The sequence below is a fragment of the Actomonas aquatica genome, from assembly GCF_019679435.2.
GTDB lineage: Bacteria > Verrucomicrobiota > Verrucomicrobiia > Opitutales > Opitutaceae > Actomonas > Actomonas aquatica.
In genome coordinates this window covers 1731245-1749096 of sequence record NZ_CP139781.1, presented here as the reverse complement: position 1 = coordinate 1749096, position 17852 = coordinate 1731245, and the positions used below count along the sequence as shown (strand labels likewise).

15 protein-coding genes are annotated in these 17852 nt (G+C 64.3%); 9 read left to right on the top strand and 6 right to left on the bottom strand.

The window, feature by feature from the left end:
- Window positions 1-21 precede the first annotated feature (21 nt).
- Entirely contained in the window at window positions 22-1320 is a 1299-nt protein-coding gene (locus K1X11_RS06685; RefSeq protein WP_221030960.1) for a Zn-dependent hydrolase, read from the top strand.
- Between the two features lie 6 nt (window positions 1321-1326).
- Window positions 1327-2097: a cysteine hydrolase family protein gene (locus K1X11_RS06680; protein ID WP_221030959.1), complete on the top strand. Its 771-nt coding sequence runs from the start codon at window positions 1327-1329 to the stop codon at window positions 2095-2097.
- 127 nt (window positions 2098-2224) lie between these two features.
- Here K1X11_RS06680 and K1X11_RS06675 read toward each other — a convergent pair whose 3' ends face one another.
- From K1X11_RS06675 to K1X11_RS06665, 3 genes are all read right to left on the bottom strand, one after another.
- Window positions 2225-4117 carry a cytochrome c biogenesis protein gene (locus K1X11_RS06675; RefSeq protein WP_221030958.1) on the bottom strand — a complete coding sequence of 631 codons (1893 nt, stop codon included), beginning with the start codon at window positions 4115-4117 and terminating at the stop codon, window positions 2225-2227.
- A gap of 78 nt (window positions 4118-4195) precedes the next feature.
- Window positions 4196-5377, bottom strand: a complete 1182-nt coding sequence (locus tag K1X11_RS06670; RefSeq protein ID WP_221030957.1) for a cytochrome c biogenesis ResB family protein — start codon at window positions 5375-5377, stop codon at window positions 4196-4198.
- Window positions 5378-5385: 8 nt separating this feature from the next.
- Window positions 5386-5985 (bottom strand): hypothetical protein, encoded by a 600-nt coding sequence (locus K1X11_RS06665; protein WP_221030956.1) that lies wholly within the window; start codon window positions 5983-5985, stop codon window positions 5386-5388.
- 122 nt (window positions 5986-6107) lie between these two features.
- On the opposite strand from K1X11_RS06665, the gene pxpB reads away from it, so the two are divergent.
- From pxpB to pcp, 3 genes are read left to right on the top strand one after another with little or no spacing between them, the layout of a single operon-like run.
- Window positions 6108-7784: a 5-oxoprolinase subunit PxpB gene (gene pxpB, locus K1X11_RS06660; protein ID WP_221030955.1), complete on the top strand. Its 1677-nt coding sequence runs from the start codon at window positions 6108-6110 to the stop codon at window positions 7782-7784.
- Complete coding sequence (locus tag K1X11_RS06655) at window positions 7781-8536, top strand: 5-oxoprolinase subunit PxpA (protein WP_225919420.1); 756 nt, start codon at window positions 7781-7783, stop codon at window positions 8534-8536. The genes pxpB and K1X11_RS06655 overlap by 4 nt, the downstream gene beginning before the upstream one ends.
- Complete coding sequence (pcp, locus tag K1X11_RS06650) at window positions 8533-9144, top strand: pyroglutamyl-peptidase I (protein WP_221030954.1); 612 nt, start codon at window positions 8533-8535, stop codon at window positions 9142-9144. Before K1X11_RS06655 ends, pcp begins: the two co-directional genes overlap by 4 nt.
- 63 nt (window positions 9145-9207) lie before the next feature.
- Here pcp and K1X11_RS06645 read toward each other — a convergent pair whose 3' ends face one another.
- The 3 genes from K1X11_RS06645 to K1X11_RS06635 form a co-directional block, all read right to left on the bottom strand.
- On the bottom strand, window positions 9208-9708 hold the full coding sequence (locus K1X11_RS06645) for a S24 family peptidase (protein WP_221030953.1): 501 nt from the start codon (window positions 9706-9708) through the stop codon (window positions 9208-9210).
- 74 nt (window positions 9709-9782) lie between these two features.
- The gene (gene lgt / locus K1X11_RS06640) at window positions 9783-10616 is read right to left on the bottom strand and encodes a prolipoprotein diacylglyceryl transferase (protein ID WP_221030952.1); all 834 of its coding nucleotides are present in this window, start codon (window positions 10614-10616) and stop codon (window positions 9783-9785) included.
- Window positions 10617-10643: 27 nt separating this feature from the next.
- The gene (locus K1X11_RS06635) at window positions 10644-11771 is read right to left on the bottom strand and encodes a hemolysin family protein (RefSeq protein WP_221030951.1); all 1128 of its coding nucleotides are present in this window, start codon (window positions 11769-11771) and stop codon (window positions 10644-10646) included.
- Window positions 11772-11867: 96 nt separating this feature from the next.
- Here K1X11_RS06635 and gcvT point away from each other — a divergent pair, with 96 nt between their 5' ends.
- From gcvT to K1X11_RS06615, 4 genes are all read left to right on the top strand, one after another.
- Entirely contained in the window at window positions 11868-12974 is a 1107-nt protein-coding gene (gene gcvT, locus K1X11_RS06630; protein ID WP_221030950.1) for a glycine cleavage system aminomethyltransferase GcvT, read from the top strand.
- On the top strand, window positions 12971-13354 hold the full coding sequence (gene gcvH, locus K1X11_RS06625; RefSeq protein ID WP_221030949.1) for a glycine cleavage system protein GcvH: 384 nt from the start codon (window positions 12971-12973) through the stop codon (window positions 13352-13354). The genes gcvT and gcvH overlap by 4 nt, the downstream gene beginning before the upstream one ends.
- A gap of 122 nt (window positions 13355-13476) precedes the next feature.
- Window positions 13477-14613, top strand: coding sequence for an efflux RND transporter periplasmic adaptor subunit (locus K1X11_RS06620; protein WP_221030948.1), 1137 nt, complete (start codon window positions 13477-13479; stop codon window positions 14611-14613).
- A 30-nt stretch (window positions 14614-14643) separates the two neighbouring features.
- A complete protein-coding gene (locus K1X11_RS06615; protein WP_221030947.1) occupies window positions 14644-17802 on the top strand; it encodes an efflux RND transporter permease subunit in 3159 nt (1052 codons plus the stop codon).
- Window positions 17803-17852: the final 50 nt, after the last annotated feature.

The window sequence follows — 17852 nt, the reverse complement described above, 5'->3', positions numbered from 1 at the left end:
TTCATCGGTGGTTAATAAATCATGTCTTCACCCGTCCCCGCAGCCTCCTCCTTCTCCTCGCCGCTGGCGGTCGACCTTGAGCGCATCAAGGCCGACATCCATGCGCTCGCGGCCATTGGTCACAACGATGCCGATCGCGGCATCTATCGCATGGCCTTCACCGATGCCGACATGGAGGGCAAACGGTGGCTGCTGCATCGCATCGAAGAGAACGATCTCGTGCCGGCGTCGGATGGCGCGGCCAACATCTCCGGCATCCTGCCGGGCAAGGTGGAGAATCCGCGGGTGTTTGTCGGTTCGCACATCGATACGGTGCCGTGCGCCGGCATGCTGGACGGCACGCTGGGCGTCGTCATCGGACTCGAATGTCTGCGCACTTTGCGCGCCGCCGGGGTGGAATTGGAACGTCCCATCGAACTCATCGCGTTTTCCGATGAAGAGGGGCGCTTCGGCGGCATGTTTGGTTCGGAGGCCTTCACCGGTGCGCTCACCCCCGAGAAGCTGCTAAGTGCGAAGGACCTCAACGCCGTCCTGCTCAGCGACGCCATGCTCGAACAGGGCCTCGATCCCAAGCGTGCGCTGGATGCCCGTCGTCCGCCGACCGACATCGGTGCCTACCTCGAGCTGCACATTGAGCAGGGGCCGGTGCTCGATCAGAGCCTGCAACAGGTCGGCATCGTCGAGCAGATCACCGGGCTGCGGTCCTGGTCACTTAAACTCACCGGCGAGGCCAATCACGCCGGCACCACGCCGATGGACTACCGCAAGGACGCCCTTATGGGCCTCGCCGATTTTGCCCATGAGATCCCGCGCATCCTCGATGAGAACGGCGGTGAGCACAGCCGCGCCACCATCGGCAAGGCGGAGGTGCAACCCGGTGCGCCCAACTCGGTGCCGGGCACGGTGGTGTTCTCACTCGATTTCCGCGATCCGTCCTCCGAAACACTGGAGGCCTTGTCGCAAGCTTTTCAAAAAGCGCTCGCCGCGATCTCCCGCCGCCGCGGCCTGCAGTTCGAGGTGAATGTGCAGGGTGACATCAAACCCGTGCCGTGTCTGCCGGAGTTGGCCGACTTGCTTGAGGCCGAAGCGCAGCGCCTCGATCTGCGCTACCGGCGCATGCTCAGCGGCGCGGCGCATGACGCGCAAATGGTCGGTCGCGTGGCGCCGATGGCGATGGTGTTTGTGCCCAGTCGCGGTGGCATGAGTCACTCCCCGGCAGAGTGGACCGCGTGGGGCGACATTGAAGCCGGGGCCAACCTCATGCTCGGTGCGCTGCATCGACTTGCGACCCAAGAGACTCTGCCCACGTCAACCTCCTGAACCCTCATGGCCACGCCGCTCCCCTCGTCTTCCTCCTCAAACTCCCCTGATCCGCTGCGGCCGATCTACCGCAAAAACATCGTCCAGAATCCGGGGCATCTCGACAACATCGCCCATGCGCACACCGCGCTGCTGTGCATCGACATGCAGTATCTCGATGCGGCGGAAGGGCACGGCCTGTTTAAGGACGACGAAACCTCACCGGTTTCACACGAGGGTCGGGACTATTATTTTGGTCAGCTCAAAACCAAGGTGCTGCCCAACGTGCACCAACTGCAGAACTGCTTCCGTCGCCATGCCCTTGAAGTGATTCACGTGCGCATCCAGGCGCTCACCCACGACGGTCGTGATCGCTCGAAAGGGCACAAGCGCCTGCAGCTATTGGCGGCGCCCGGCTCGGCCGAAGCGTGCTTCCTTGAGGAAGTGGCGCCGCGCGGTGACGAGATCGTGATCAACAAGACGGCGAGCGGTGTGTTTTCGTCCACGAATCTGCACTACGTGCTCAAAAACATGGGCATCGAAGCGCTCTTCGTGACCGGCGTTTACACCAACGAATGTGTGGAAACGACGGTGCGGGATGCGTGTGATTTGGGTTACCTCGTGACCCTCATCGAAGACGGTTGCACCACTGTGACACCGGAGCTGCACGAGGCTTCGCTCAAGACCCTGCGCAACCGCTATTGCCGTATCGTTACGACCACCGAGGCGATCGACGACATCGAACAATACGGCGCGGAGTCCGGCTCCGAAGCCGAAGGCAACGTGAGCGCGATCTGAGCGGCGAGTCAGTTAGACCACACCGAGAGGCAACGGGAGCGCGAGCAAGCTCGCGGCCTACATTGAGCTTTCGCATCGGCATTGTAGGCCGCGAGTTTACTCGCGCTACGATGGGACGGCCTCTGCCTCAGCTGTTCGACCCTTTGGCGGAGTCGAGGGATGCGGACAGGTGCGGCGCGGTCGGCTTGGCGGCACTGGTCGGCAGGTAGGCGATGCCGATCAGAATCAGCTGGCTGGTCACAAATCCGATCAACGCCCAGAAGGCGGCATCCATGAAACCGTAGCTGTGCAGGCCGACGCCGAGCATGTTGGTGCCGAACCAACTCCAGCTCGTGACGATGTTGCCAAAGACCGCCAGGGCCATGATGCCGCGGGTGCGAGCCATGCCGCCCCAGCGGGCGTGCAGGATGATGGCGTTCCAGATCACGATGATGAGCGCACCGTTTTCCTTCGGATCCCAACCCCAGAAACGGCCCCAGCTTTGGTCGGCCCAGATGCCGCCGAGGATGGTGCCGATGAGGCTGAAGAGGGTGGCGAAACACACGATGCCGTAGACCATGCGGTTGAGGGCATCGCCGGTGTTTTTGTCGAGTCCACCCGGCACGCGGCTGCGCACGATGTAGATGATGGCCAAAGCCCCCGCCAGGTAGGTGGCCGAGTAGCCGATGGTGATCACGATCACGTGGGTCGCCAACCAGAAGTTGGAGTCGAGCACTGCGCGCATCATTTCCAGCGTGTCACCGGAAAGCGAGAGGTGGTGGGCAATGAGCAGGGTGGCGAAGCCGATGAGGCTGCCGGCGGTGACCGCGATCGCTTGCGGGAAGAGGCGTTCGAGGATGATGCACAGCGCCACGGCCCCCCAGCCCACGAAGAGGGCGGAAGAGTAGAGGTTGGTGACCGGCGGACGTCCCTCCAGCCACATGCGGGTGAGGATGCCGACGGTGGTGACAAACCACGCCACGGCCAACACGGCTTCGGCGGACGGACGCAGGACCTTGGGCCAGACGAGCCACGAACCGATGGCCAGTAGCATGGCGATCACGAAGAGCACAGAGGCCCGGTAGAAGGGCTCGGCGCCGTTGAACGTGTTTTCGCGATCAGCCTTCTTGAGTTGCTCGGCGAAGCTGTCGTCCAGGATGCCGCGGTAGAGCGTGATGATGGTGTTGAAGGTCTCCGGATCCTGATCCTGCCACGCCGTGCCGAGACCGGCGTAGACGAGGGCGAAGGGATGAACTTGGCCGGTCTGAAAGGTGCTCACCAGAGCTTGACCGCTCTTCTGCCAGAGGTGGTCCGAAGTGTCGTCGCCCTGCGGCGGAATCGGCAGGATGCCGGCCATGTCGTTCATGTGGCCGAAGGCGCTGCCCAGGTTCATCGCGCGGGTGGCAAGGGCCTCGTCGTGCTCTTCGTTATTAAAGCGGGCGCGAATGGCGGCCACCGCCGGTCCGACGTTATCCTGCAGCCAGACTAGGTCGGTGCGGAAATCGGAGCCATCGCCGGGGGTGAAGGTGAACTTGAGTTGCTGGTAAGAGACGAGGCGGTTGCGCAGTTGCACGATGGCGCGTTGGAACGCATCGCGTTGGGCGCTCTGCAGCGCGTCGGCCAGTTTGGCCTGACGATCGATCTCAGGCAGGGCCGATTCCAGTTGGCTGAACGAGAAACGTTTTTTGTCCTGACCGTCGTTGATGCTGAGCCCGACCACGTCGAGCACGCCGGGATGGACGATCTCGATGGTCTGGTAGCTGTCGGCCAGCTCGGGGCGGAAGAACATGTCGAGCAACCACGCGGTCGGCGCGATGGTTTCGCCCTCGGCGTTCTTGACTCGTTGGCGGCCCTGAAAACTCAGCAGGTGGGTGCGGGCGATCGTATCGAGTGGTTTGATACGACCGTTGGAGAGCACCGGCAGCCGGGAGAACTCGTCGAGGTGAAAGGCGGACTCGCGTTCCAGCTTGGGCGTTTTGAGCCCCATGCCCACCCAGAGGGCGAGCACGGCAGCGAGCAGAAGAGGGATGAGGCGCTTCATTGTAATTTACCGCAGAGGAGGCGGAGTTCGCAGAGGAATCGGAAAAGTTGTGCCTTGGTGTTTAAGAAAAGCCCTCGCTCAGGCGGTGCGGCGTTGGGTGAATTTTACGAGGTGGATGCCGAACTGGAGGAGCAGGCCGAGCGTCATCAGGATCGTGGCGATGTAGGGCATCATATAGCCGGGGTTGCGCACCACTTGGAGGCGGCTCATGCCGTTGGCGCTGTCCATCTGGAACTGGTAGAAGGTGTAACCCTGGTAGCGCAGCGGATGGTTCATGTAGATGAGCGCTTCGCGGTCTTCCGAGCCGTCGAGGGCGGTGACGTGCACGCGCGAGGAGAAGTTTTTCGGGATCTGGGAACCGGGGTAAACGTCGTGCTTGAGCTCGATGAGCTTCATCGCGAAGGGCTTGTATTCGCGGGTGAAACGCATGCCGATGCGGAAACTGCGACCGGCATACTCGAAGGTCTGCGGCATGGGCAGCATGGGCGACACCAGCCAGGTGCCGATGGAGCCTTCGGTGCCGACGAGTTCGAGGATGGCGACCGGCAGATTGCGGTCGTTGTCGTCGTAGCTGTAGCGCTTGGGGAACACCGCGATGCGGGGGCCGATGCCTTGGTTGGCGATGTTGGGTGCCATGCCGGGCGGAGTGCTGTCGGCCGGCAGCGAGTTGCGCATGGTGAGATCGGCGTTGGCGTAGTAGCCGTGGATCAACACCCGGAAGGGCAGGGCGCCGTGCTGGATGGGATCACCATCGGCGATCACGGATTCCGGAATGGCGGTGACCACGTCCTCGTCCGCATCGGTGGTGTCGATGATGACGACCTCGTTGTCGCGGAAGGCTTCCGAGTAGCTCTTGGTTTCGCCTTCGTTGAAGGTTAGCGCGAACTCCTCCTGGAGGATGCCGGTGACGAGTTCGCCCACCAGCAACACGATGAGGCCGAAGTGGGTGAGTTGGATGCCGGCCTTCTTCCACGTGATTTTGAAGCGGTAGAGGTGCGAAGCGATCAGGTTGATCAGCAGGAAACCGCCGATGAGGTAGCCGCCGGGGAACCACGGCAGCGGGATGCGGTTCTCGCCGACAAAGGCCATCACGAAGAAGGTGCGGAAGTAGCGATCCAACACGCCGTGAATGCCGAGCTGCACCTGTGCGATGGTGGCGATGAACACCAGTAGCATCGAGAGGACGAGCAGGACGACGGTGAGCTTCAGCGACGTGAAGAACTTGATGAACGCTTGGGAGACAGTGACCTCGGAGGACATGATCGGAATCAGGGGGCGGGGGCCGGAGCGACGGTGTCGACGAAGGCGCGGAAATTGGGAGTTTCGGCCGCGACCAGTTCGGCGGGGCCCATCAGCTTGAAGAACCAGGACTCGTTACCGAAGTGCAGGATCGCGCCCACGATGCGGGTCGGGGCGCCGTCGGCTTCGCCCAGGTAATCAATAAAGTCGACGTGGAAGGTCGGGGTGTCGACATGTTCGACGGTGGCCTGCACGTCGGCTTCCGGCAACTCGGGCAAACCGATCTGGCCGCGCCAGCGGTTGAGGTTGGCCCCGAGACCACCTGCGTCGCCGGGGAAGGCGATGATGGACAAGTCGGCGGAGGCGCCGCCGTCACCCGGGATGGTGAAGCTGCCGCGGCGGAAACCGGACGCCTCCTGTTCCTGCCAGTGCGCCGGAGCGCTCCATGCGAGCTGAGCGGCCGCGCCGGCATCGGTCGGCACCGTGGCGCCGGAGGCGGTGCGCATGGCGGGCGGCACGGCGGCCATGGGGTCTTCCTTGGGCACGCGGTAGGTCCGGATTTCTTCACGCGCGCAGCCCGCCAGCAGGAGGGCGCCAAGCGTCGCGATGAGTGCAAGTCGAGAGGGCATCGCGCCACCTATCCGTGCTGGTCGCGCCAACTTCAACCCTATCCGGTCAAATATCGGTGCGATTCGGGGCGAAGTGTTCTCAGGCTTGTGTCTCCGCGGGCAGGCTAAGATAAGCTGTCGTCATGATGATCAAGGTTTTGGGCGACACGGCCTTGCTGGTCGAGGTGCAGACCACGCCGCCAGCTGACGCCTTGGCCAAAGTGCAGGCCGCGACCCGCGCGATTCGCGCCCTGGCGCTGCCCGAGATCCTCGAAGTGGTGCCGGCGATCACGACCGTCGGGGTGTATTTTGCTGCGAGCTCCCGCTGGGCCGACGTCGCGCGCAAGGTGCGCGAGTGTCTGGAGGCTGTGACCGCCGACGAGTTGGCCACGGCCTGCGACGGCGAGCGGGAGGTGGAGCTGCCGGTGTGTTATGAAGGTGAATACGCGCCCGATCTCGCGGCGGTGGCGGAGACGGTCGGGCTGAGTCCGGCGGAGGTCGTCGCCCGTCACAGCGGCGGACATTATCGGGTGCAGGCGGTGGGGTTTGCGCCGGGCTTTCCTTATCTGAGTGGCTTGGATCCGGCGCTGGCGTGTCCGCGCAAGGCGACGCCGCGCACGCGGCTGGAGGCGGGCAGCGTGGGCATTGGCGGCGCGCAGACCGGCGTGTATCCGCAACGCTCGCCGGGCGGGTGGAATCTGATCGGGCGCACGCCGCGCCGCTTGTTTGATGTCAACGCGGCCGAGCCGGCGCTGTTGCGGGCGGGCGACTGGGTGCGGTTTAAGCCGATCGATGCGGCGACCTTTGTGAGCTTGACCGAGCTGATGACTGAGGAAAGCGCCGCGGAGCCGGATGCGTCGCAGATCGTCGGTGCGGCGATTGAGATCGAGCAGCCGGGCGTGCAGACGACGGTGCAGGACTATGGTCGGCGCGGTTATCAGGATGCAGGCGTGACCGAAGGCGGCGCGGTCGACGGGAGGGCGTTGCGTTTGGCGAATCTCATGGTGGGCAACCCGGCGGATGCGGCGGCGTTGGAGTGGGCCTTGCGCGGGCCGGTGCTGCGTTTCCGGGATCGACGCGTGTGTGTGGTCATGGGCGCGATCGCCGCGCGGGTGCCCTTTGGCCGTCCCTTTGTGATGGAGCCGGGAGCGGTGTTGGACCTGTCGCAGGTGCCGGTGGGATTCCGCGGTATCCTGGCCATTAATGGCGGCGTGGATGCGCCGGTGGTGCTGGGTTCACGCTCCACCAATCTGCAGGGCGGTTTCGGCGGCTGGGGCGGCCGGGCGCTGGAGACCGGTGACGTGTTGCCGCTGGGGACGGCCACCATTCGCGATGTGAAGAGCGGTTGGTTGGTTTCGCCCTCGTTGTCGAAACCGGTGACCGGTGACATTCCGGAGGTGCGGGTGTTGCGCGGGCCGGAGGGGGACGCCTTTCGACTGGCGGCGTGGAATCAATTGCTGAGCGAACCGTATCGGGTGGGCAGCAGTTCGGATCGCATGGGCATGCGTTTGGAGGGACCGGAACTGGAGTTGCGCGAACCCTTGGAGATGGTTTCCCAGCCGGTGCAGGCCGGCACGGTGCAGGTGCCGCCCAGCGGTAAACCGATCGTGTTACTGGCCGACCGCCAATCGCTGGGCGGGTATCCGCGCATCGCGACGGTGATCTCGGTCGACCTGCCGGTATTGGCGCAGGTGCCGCCGGGCGGGCGGGTGCAGTTTGTCGAAACCACGCTGGCCGAAGCCGAGGCGTTGCGACTGACCGAAGAGCGGGACCTCGGCTTGTTTGCGACGGCGGTGGAAGGGCGCTTGCTCAAATCATGAAGGTGCGAACCGTGGATCTGAATTGTGATGTGGGTGAAGGCGCCGGGGTGGAGCCGGAGCTGTTGCCCTGGGTGAGCTCGGCCAACGTGGCGTGTGGCGCGCATGCCGGCGACGACGCGATCATGGCCGATACGATGGCGCTCGCGCGCAAACTCGGCGTGGTGGCGGGAGCGCATCCGGGGTTCGCCGACCGCGAATATTTTGGGCGGCGCGAACTGGCGATGAGCGCGGAGGAGATCGGCGCGCTGGTGTCCGGGCAGCTCAAGGCTTTGGCGGCGTATGGGAAATTTCATTACGTCAAACCCCACGGCGCGCTCTACAACATGGCGGCGCGGGATCGGGTCGTCGCCGACGCGGTGGCGCAAGCGGTGGCCGCTTACGATTCCACGCTGGCGTTGCTCGGGTTGGCCGGGGGCGAGTTGCTGGCGGCGGGTGAGGCGGCCGGATTGCGCGTGGTGAGCGAAGTGTTTGCCGATCGCGGCTACGATGACGACGGCCGGTTGCTACCGCGGGATGCGCCGGGAGCGCTCATCGAGGACCCGGCGGAAGTGGAGCGCCGCGTCTGGACGATGGTCGCGGAAGGGCGCGTGCTCAGCAGCGGCGGGCAGTGGGTGGAGATCCGGGCGGAGTCGGTGTGTGTGCACGGCGACGGACCGCACGCGGTCGCATTTGCCCGGCGGTTGCGGGAAGCTTTGGACGGAGGTGATCTGTTGGTGCGTTCGTTTGTCGAGACGGGGGAGGAGGGGGCGTGAGCAAGAACCCTGCACCTTCAGCGCGCACGGTGTTGGTCACCGGCTTTGAACCCTTTGGCGGGGAGCGTAGCAATCCGTCGGCTTTCATCGCCGGAGCCTTGGATGGGCGCGAGCTGGCCGGCCACCGGGTGACGGGCGTGGTCTTGCCGGTCGTGTTTGGCGCAAGTCTGCGGGCCCTCGACGATGCGATCGAGCGGGTGCAACCGGCGCTGGTGGTCTGTCTCGGCGTAGCCGGTAATCGGCGACACATCACGCCGGAGCGCGTGGCGATCAATTTGGATGACGCGCGCATTCCCGACAATGCGGGCAATCTGCCGATCGAGCAGCCGGTGGTGGCAGGCGGGCCGGTGGCGTATTGGTCGACCTTGCCGGTGCGGCGCATGGAGGCGGCATTGGCGGCGGCGGATGTGCCGGTGAAACTCTCGGAGACGGCCGGCACCTACGTGTGCAACCATCTGTTTTACGGCCTTATGCACCGCTTGGCGCAGCGCCCCGGCGTGCGTGGTGGTTTTGTGCACGTGCCGCGTCCGCGAGCGGGTTTAAGCCGCGCCAAGATGGCCGACGGTTTGGTGGCGGCCATCGCAGCCGCGTTGGGCGAAACCGACTGATTCGATCTGACTGCAGCGGGATAACACCGAAGTCTTCGAGACCTTCGCGGTTGAGTTTTGTCCTCAGTTCAAGGACGCGACGGAGGTGCCGGCGGGGAGGGGCTGGTAGGCTTCGGCGACGACGCCGAAGAGATTTTGCGCGGTCACACCTTCATCGTCGTGGAGGCGGTTGTTGAGACCGGCGACGCGCCAGCCGTCGTCACATTTGGCGACGAGCACGTGAGCAACTTGGCGATGTTCGCTGTTGTAATAAACCACGGTCTGACCGCGGCGCAGGTCGGCAAACTTGATCGGGGCGATAACCAGCACGGTGCCCGGTTTATAGAGCGGCAACATGGATCGGCCTTGGCCGCGCAGGGTGATGCCGCGCAGGGTTTTGGCCCGCGCCTCGGCATGCGACCACAGTTGATCGGAGGCGATCAGTTGCGGGCTCGGCGTCTCGGCGACGTAGATGCCACGCACCCATTTGACGGGCTTGGTTTGGGTCGCGGCGGCGAAGAGTGGCGCGCTGCTTAGCGCGACCAAAAGGAGCCAAATTCGGGTAAGCCGGACCGTGGATGCCACGGGAAAGGCAGCATGCAAAAAGCCGGCCAATCGCCCAACCCAATCTAATGGGGTTCATTACCCAGGCTATATGGTCAGGCTCGTTTGGCCGGGCGGGAACGGACGATGAGGACGATGCCAGCGACCACAAAAAACAGGGAGTAGAAGGTGCCGCGGGAGAGGCCGAGGATGAGGTCGGCGTCGGGTTCGCGGAACAGCTCGCTGATCGAGCGGGCGAAGGCGTAGCCGATGAGAAACTCGCCGGTGAGGCGACCGGGCGTGGCGACCGGGGCGAGCGTGCGCCAGTAGCGCCAGAGCGTAAACCCAAGCAGGAGCAAACCCTCGAGCGCGGCCTCGTAGAGCTGCGACGGATGGCGCGGGGCGATGAGGTGCACGGGCGTGCCGGGAGGGGCGGTGTCGGGGAAGATGACCGCCCACGGGACCTCGGAGATTTTGCCGGGCAGCTCCCCTTTGATGAAGTTGGCCACGCGCACCAAAAACAGCCCGGGCGGAGCGGCGGTGACGACGGCGTCGGAAAGTTGCCAGAAGCTGAGTTGGTGGCGGCGGGCGAACCAGATCATGGCCACGGCGACGCCGGCGAATCCGCCGTGGGAGGCCATGCCGCCCTGCCAGACTTTGAACACCTCAAGCGGCGATTGAAACAGCACGGCCGGCTCGTAGAGCACGAAGTAACCGAGACGACCGCCCACCATCACGCCGACGATCAGCGCGGTGAGCAGATCCCAGACCGCGGGTGGCGGCAGGGGCAGGCGACCACGCACGGCGGCGCGGTGGAGGATCAGGCCGCCGAGCAGAAACCCGAGCAGGTAGCCGAGGCCGTAATAACGAATCCCGAAGTTCTCATTAAACTGGATGAGAAACGGGCTCAGGTCGTGCACCCAATGGGTGGGGGCAGGGGCGGAATCCATGCGGCAGCGGGAGGTCGGTTAACGCAATCAGTCGGCGGGCGGGAAGGGCGCGATCTTGCCGCCGTCCTCTTGCTCTGCGGCGCGGGAGGCCGGACCAGCCGAAGGGCCGGCGGGCGGGGAGGGGCGCTTCGGCCGCGGCTGCTTTTGCAGGCGGTTGCGGGCGAGCTCGCGCATGTCGACGGCGAGGTCGTCCTTTTCAAAGATTTCCTTGCCGATGAGATGCTCCATCACGTCCTCCATCGTCAGCACGCCGGCAGTGGAGCCAAACTCGTCGACCACCATGAGCAGTTGTTGGTGGGTTTTGAGAAACTCCTGCAGGGCCTGGCTGGCGGTGGCGGTTTCGGGGATGAAATGGATCTCCTGCATGTGGGCGGAGATGAGGTCGTTTTCCTGGTCGCTGGCGACGGCCTTGAGCAGGTCGCGGCGACGGACGAGGCCGACGATGTCGTCGAGACTTTCCTGATACACCGGGATGCGGGCGAAGGGGATGTTGGCGTAGCTGTCGAAGACTTCGCCGACAGTGTCGGTGCGCTTGAGCGCGGTGATGACCGTGCGCGGGGTCATGATCTCGTGCACGCGCACATCGTCGAGGGAGAGGGCGTTGGCGATGATGCTGGATTCGCTCTTGGTGAGGGAGCCGTCGAGGGCGCCGCGTTCGGCCAGCAGGATGATCTCCTCTTCGGAATCGGTTTTCTCCGGCGCGCTGGTGATGACGAGGCGCACCAGCAGATTGCAGAGGTAGGTGACGGGACGCAGCATGTTGCGCATCCACAGCAGCGGGTAAACGACGTGCGGTTGCAGTTGCTTGCGATAGACGACGCCCAGGTTCTTGGGGATGACCTCGGAGAAGAACAGGATGCCGAGCGTCATGAGGGCGGAGATGATGCCCAGGGCGGTTTGCCCAAACAGGTTGATGGCGAGACCGCCGATGGTGATCGAGCCGAGGGTGTTCGCGATGGTGTTGAGCGTAAGGATGGTGGAGATGGTTTCCTCCAAACCGTTGCGCAGTTGCTCGAGGATCTGACCCCGGCGAGGGTTGGCTCTTTTGAGCATCTCCACCTCTGTGACGGTGGTGCTCAGGATGAGTGCCTCCATCAGTGAACAGATGAAAGAGATACCAAGAGTGAGAGCGATCGCGAGGGCGAACAGGAACATGAGTTGTCGGGATTAGCGGTCCTTGTGCCAGTGAAGACGATAAAAATCCGGAGCCAGTTCTTGCGGGCGTCGACGGGCCCGCGCTTGCTCGGAGGTATGTCTGAACTGCAACGGACCCCGCTTCATGCCTTTCACGTCGCCCATGGCGGGCGCATGGTGGATTTCGCCGGCTGGGATATGCCGGTCCAATACCAGAGCATCCTCGAAGAGCACAAAGCCGTGCGCACGACCGCCGGCTTGTTTGACGTGAGTCACATGGGGGAAGCCGATGTGACCGGTCCGGGGGCGGAGGCGTTCCTGAACCGCTTGGTCACCAATGACGTGAGCAAGCTCTACCCGGGGCGCGTGCTGTATTCGCCGATGTGCCGGCCCGACGGTGGCGTGGTGGATGACCTGCTGGTCTACATGCACGAGCCGGAGCGCTATTTCCTGGTCATCAACGCTAGCAACATCGCCAAGGACCTCGCCTGGATGCGTGAGCAGGCGGCGGGCTTTGACGTGACCATCACCGATCGTTCCGACGATTACGCGCTGCTGGCGGTGCAAGGGCCGAAGGCGGAGACGATTCTCCAGAGCCTGACCGGAGCCAAGCTCGGCATGCTGCGCTATTACCACTTTGGCGAAGGCACGGTGGCGGGCGTGCACTGCTACATCAGCCGCACCGGTTACACCGGCGAGGACGGCTTTGAACTTTACCACGCCACCAGTGATGCCCCGGCGTTGGCCGAGGCCATCATGCAAGCGGGCGCGGCGCACGGCCTGCAACTGGCCGGACTCGGCGCGCGCGACAGCCTGCGCCTCGAGGCCGGGTATCCGCTTTATGGGCACGAGTTGAATGACGACCTGTCGCCCATCGCCGCCGGCCTTGGCTGGACGGTGAAATTTCAAAAGGAAGGCAGCTTCACCGGCGCCGAAGCGCTCCAGGCCGAGAAGGCCGACCCGGCGCGCCGTCGCGTGGTGTTCTTCCGCACCGGCGACCGCCGCATCGTGCGGGCCGGCGCCGAGGTGTTGGACGCCAGCGGCGCGGTGGTCGGCTCGGTGCTCTCCGGCACGATGTCGCCCATGCTTGGCGAGGCCATCGGTTCGGCGCTGGTGCCGGCTGCCGCTGTCGAAGCGGGGGAGCTCGCGGTCGACCTGCGCGGCAAGAAGTTTGTTTTGCAACTGGTCAAACCGCCCTTCGTCGAACTAAAGAAATCGTCATGAGCAATGTCCCTGCTGATCGCCGTTACGCCAAGTCCCACGAATGGGTGAAAGACGCCGGAGACGGCGTGGTGGAAGTCGGGATCTCCGACTACGCCCAGAGCAGCCTGGGCGACATCACCTACGTCGAACTGCCGGCCGTGGGCGACACGCTCGAAGCCGGCGCCGTGTTTGGCGTGGTGGAATCCGTCAAGGCGGCCTCCGATCTCTACGCGCCGGTCAGCGGCGAAGTCGTGGAAGTCAACGAAGCCCTCGACGGTGCGCCGGAGCTGGTCAACCAGGAGCCCTACGCGGGTGGCTGGATCATGAAGGTCAAGGTGGCCGATGCCGCCGCGATCGACGCTCTGCTCGACAGCGAAGCCTACACGGCTGAAACGGCCTGAGGTCGCGCCTGGCGCGTTTCGCGCTAAAATCGCGTGCCGTTCACACCGGCTCGCTTGCTATTAACGTAAATCGGGGGCGGTATTTGCCCCCGATGTTGAAAGCCGCTTCATGCAGAGGAAGCATGCCCCTGCCTCGTTCCATTCCCTCGACTTTGCTGGTCGCGCTGATCGGTGCCGTGTTGGCCACCGGTTGCGCCAAGAATGAGGGCGGGGAGCGTCCGCTCACCGGCTCGCAGGCGGGTCGGGCCAATGCCCAACAGCCGCAGGCGGTGGAGGTGGTCACACTGAGCAAGCGACCCATGATCGAGAGCCTGAATCTGGTGGGCTCGCTCGCGGCCAACGAATCGGCCGAGATGCGCACAGAGATCGGCGGCATCGTGCGCGGCATCTTTTTTGACGAAGGCCAGCAGGTGAAGGCGGGGGACCTGTTACTCAAGATCGACGACGCGGAGTTGCGCGCTCAGCTCGCGCAGATCGAAGCCCGCTTCAATCTCGCCAAACTGAATGTCGAGCGTTCGGAGAACCTGAGCCAATCGCGCACCATCGCGCAGTCGGAATACGATCGGGCGCGTTCCGAGTTCGCCGCCGCCGAAGCCGAGCTTTCGCTCATCCGCCTGCGCATCGGCAAGACGGAGATCCGCGCGCCCTTCGACGGCGTGGTCGGAGCCCGCACGATCTCGCCCGGTGATTACGTGACGCCCTCGACGGTCATCACGACGATCAACGACCTGAGTCGGTTGAAGATCGATTTCCAAGTGCCGGAGCGTTTCCTCGGCAAAGTCCATCCCGGCACGGTGGTCAACGTGCGCACCCGCGGCGTGCGGGCGGGGGAGAGCGATCAGGACCTGCGCGGTGAGGTGTATTTTGTGAGTTCGACGATCGATCGCACGGTGCGCTCCTCGGAAGTGAAGGCCGTGCTGCAATCGAGCGACGCGGCGCTGCGCCCCGGCATGTTTGCCAACATCAATCTCGTGCTGGAGGAGAAGAGCGACGTCCTCGCGGTGCCGGAAGGCGCCATCCTCACCAACTCGCGCGGCGTGCAGATCATCGTGGTCGACCGCAGCGGCGAGGTGCCTGCCGCGCAGTTCGTGCCCGTGCGCACCGGCTTGCGCGCGCATGGCATCGTGGAGGTCGTGCCCCTGCGCGGGGTGTTGAACGAGGGGACCGAAGTGGTCGCCTCCGGTGTAGGGGCGCTGATCCTGTTCCCGGGCGCGCCGCTGGATCCGCAGCCGCTGCGCGCGGAGTTCACTCAACCCTAGAACCGGCCGTTCGGCGCGACCCGCTCACCCATGCTGCTCTCCGACGTTTCCATCAAACGCCCGGTCGTCTGTATCGTCCTGGCTTTGCTCATCATCTTGGTGGGCTGCCTGTCCTTTCTGCGCCTGCCGGTGCGGGAATACCCCGACATCGAATCACCCATCGTTTCGGTCGACGCCAACTATCCTGGCGCCGCGGCCGAGGTGGTGGAGACCCAGATCGTGGATCCGCTGGAGGAGGAGCTCTCTTCCATCGATGGCGTGCGCATCATGCGCGCCAACGCCAACGCCGGTCGCGGCAGCGTGAGCCTCGAATTCGACTTGCGCCGCGACATCAACGAAGCCGCCAACGACGTGCGCGACAAGGTGGGCCGCGTGCAGGATCGCCTGCCCGACGAGGTGCGTTCGCCCGACGTCGAGAAGGCCGACTCCGACGCCGATCCGGTGCTTACCATCTCGATGAACTCTGATCGCTTCTCGCGCCTCGAGTTGGCGGAGCTCGCGGAGAACGTCGTCGTGCAACGTTTGCAAACCGTGCCGGGCGTCTCCCGCGTGAGCTTGTGGGCGCCGCGCTTTGCGATGCGCCTGTGGGTCGATCCCGATCGGCTTGCCGCCTATCAGTTGACGGTGTCCGACATCGAACGCGCGCTGCGCCAGCAGAATGTCGACATCCCCAGCGGTCGCATCGAGTCGGTCACGCGCGAGTTTGGCATGCGCCTGGAAGGCCGCCTCAACGAGGTGAGCGACTACGAGAACCTGGTGCTCGCAACGCGGGGCAATACGCAGATCAAATTTTCCGACGTGGGCCGGGTGGAACTCGGCTCCAGCGACTACCGCGTGCAGGCCTACTACAACGGTCGCACTGCGGTCGGCATGCGCGTGCAGAAGCAGACCCAGGCCAACCTCCTGCAGGTGGCCGACGAGATCAAAGCCCAGTTGCCCGCGTTGCGACGCAACCTGCCGGAAGGCGTGAATCTCGAGGTCGCTTACGACACCAGTGTGTTCATCGAGCGCTCGGTCGATGAGGTGTATTTTACGCTCTACGTGGCCGGCGTGTTGGTCGTGCTCACGATCTTCCTCTTCCTGCGTGACTGGCGGGCGACGGTGATCCCGTTGGTGGCAATCCCGGTGTCGATCGTCGGTTCGTTTGCGGTGATCCAGTTGTTTGGGTTCAGCCTCAACCTGCTCACCATGCTCGCGCTGGTGCTGGCAGTGGGCCTGGTGGTGGACGACGCCATCGTGATGCTGGAAAACATTTATCGGCGCATCGAGGAAGGAGAGGGGCCCATCCACGCGGCGATCTTCGGTGCGCGGCAGATGGCTTTCGCGGTCATTTCGACGACGCTCACGCTCATCGCGGTGTTTGTGCCGGTGGCTTTCCAATCGGGGCGCACGGGGCGGCTGTTTTTTGAGTTCGGCATCACCCTCGCGGTGGCGGTTTCGGTCTCGAGTCTCATCGCACTCACGCTCACGCCGATGTTGTGTTCGCGGCTGCTCAATGCGCACCACGGGGCGGACGGCAAAATCACCCACGGTCTGTTTTACCGCCTCACCGAGCCGATGTTTGAGGCGATCAACTCGGTGTTTTCGCGGACCTTGGCCGCGGTGCTGCGAGTGAAGTGGGTGGTGCTGCTGGTCGTCGCGGGTTTTGCGGCGGCGGGCCCGTGGTTTTATGGCCACCTGCAGCGTGAACTCACGCCCAACGAGGACCGCGGTGTGTTCCGCGTGATCATGAATTTCCCGCTCGGTTCGACGCCGCAATACGCCGCGAGCTACGCCAGCGACTCCGAGGCCGTGCTGCTCAACACCCCCGAAATCCAAAAGATGTTTCGCATCACCGGATTTGGCGGCGGCGGCGCCAACCGGGGGTTCATGTTTGTGATGCTCAAGAACTGGGAGGATCGCGAACGCTCCACCCAGGAGGTGTTGGCCGACCTGCGTTCCAAGTTTGCCGCCAATCCCGGGGGCATGATCATCGCCGCGCCAGTGCGCCCGCTGGGCGGACGCCGCAGTGCCTCGGGTGGCGTCGAGATGGTGCTGGTCGGACCCGAGTTTAAGCAGCTCCAAAGCATCGCCGAACAGATCACCGCCGGCCTGCGCGACAGCACGGTGCTGAATCGTCCGCGCATCAGCCCCGAGCCCAACAAACCGCAGCTCAACGTGCAGGTGGACCGCGCGCGCGCGGCCGACCTCAATGTACCGGTTTTCGACGTGGCGACCACGCTCGAGTCCCTCTTCGGTGGTCGCCGCGTGACCCGTTTCCGCCGCGGCGCCGACGAGTATGATGTCATGCTGCAGGTCGAGGACGCCGATCGCACCTCGCCGGCCGATCTCGGCAAGATCTACCTGCGCTCGACGGATGGTCATCTGGTGCAGCTCAGCAACCTCGTGGAGACGAGCGAGGAGATCGTGCCCGAGGCCTACCCGCACTTTGATCGCCAACGTTCCATCTCGGTCTCAGCGCAGCTCAACGAAGGTTTCACCCAAGGTGACGGTGTGGCGGAACTCGAACGCCTCGCGACCGCGATCCTGCCCGAGAACTACAACTACACCTGGGACGGCGAGACGCGGGAGTTTGTCGAAAGCTCGGCCGATGCGCGCGTGCTCTTCGGATTGGCGCTTGTATTCACTTTCCTGATTCTCGCGGCTCAGTTCGAGTCATGGATTCATCCCATCACGATCTTCAGTGGCGTGGTGCTGGCGCTCACCGGCGGCGTGGCCGTGCTGTGGGCCTCGCGTTTCTGGGGCACGCCGATGACCGACAACCTGTTCTCGCGCTTCGGCCTGATCATGTTGATCGGCCTGGTGGCGAAGAACGGCATTCTGATTGTCGAGTTCGCCAACCAACTTCGCATCGAGGGGCGTAACGCCGCGCAGGCCGCGCACGAAGCGGCCACGTTGCGTTTCCGGCCGATTCTGATGACGGCGGTGTCGACCATCCTCGGTGCCTTGCCGCTCGCGCTGGCCAGCGGTCCGGGCAGCGAAACGCGCAACCCGATGGGTCTGGCCATTGTGGGCGGCCTGGCGATCGCGACCTTCCTCACGCTCTTCGTGATTCCGGCGATCTACATCATGATGGACGCGATGGTCATGAAGGTCACCGGCAAGTCCAGTGCCCACGGTCTGGTGCAAGCGGCCCAGATCGAAAAGGAAGTGGCGAAGCAGGAGTCCCTGGCCGGAGCCCGCGAGTAAGCGGGGAGGGGGGTCCTCTGCTGTAGCCGGCCTCGACGGCGCTGTCGGGC

Coding starts and splice junctions, on each gene's coding strand:
- gcvH (WP_221030949.1), top strand. CDS start 12,971: ATGAGCAATGTCCCTGCTGATCGCCGTTACGCCAAGTCCCACGAATGG.
- K1X11_RS06675 (WP_221030958.1), bottom strand. CDS start 4,117: ATGAAGCGCCTCATCCCTCTTCTGCTCGCTGCCGTGCTCGCCCTCTGG.
- K1X11_RS06655 (WP_225919420.1), top strand. CDS start 7,781: ATGAAGGTGCGAACCGTGGATCTGAATTGTGATGTGGGTGAAGGCGCC.
- K1X11_RS06615 (WP_221030947.1), top strand. CDS start 14,644: ATGCTGCTCTCCGACGTTTCCATCAAACGCCCGGTCGTCTGTATCGTC.
- K1X11_RS06635 (WP_221030951.1), bottom strand. CDS start 11,771: ATGTTCCTGTTCGCCCTCGCGATCGCTCTCACTCTTGGTATCTCTTTC.
- K1X11_RS06620 (WP_221030948.1), top strand. CDS start 13,477: ATGCCCCTGCCTCGTTCCATTCCCTCGACTTTGCTGGTCGCGCTGATC.
- K1X11_RS06685 (WP_221030960.1), top strand. CDS start 22: ATGTCTTCACCCGTCCCCGCAGCCTCCTCCTTCTCCTCGCCGCTGGCG.
- K1X11_RS06670 (WP_221030957.1), bottom strand. CDS start 5,377: ATGTCCTCCGAGGTCACTGTCTCCCAAGCGTTCATCAAGTTCTTCACG.
- pxpB (WP_221030955.1), top strand. CDS start 6,108: ATGATGATCAAGGTTTTGGGCGACACGGCCTTGCTGGTCGAGGTGCAG.
- K1X11_RS06665 (WP_221030956.1), bottom strand. CDS start 5,985: ATGCCCTCTCGACTTGCACTCATCGCGACGCTTGGCGCCCTCCTGCTG.
- gcvT (WP_221030950.1), top strand. CDS start 11,868: ATGTCTGAACTGCAACGGACCCCGCTTCATGCCTTTCACGTCGCCCAT.
- K1X11_RS06680 (WP_221030959.1), top strand. CDS start 1,327: ATGGCCACGCCGCTCCCCTCGTCTTCCTCCTCAAACTCCCCTGATCCG.
- lgt (WP_221030952.1), bottom strand. CDS start 10,616: ATGGATTCCGCCCCTGCCCCCACCCATTGGGTGCACGACCTGAGCCCG.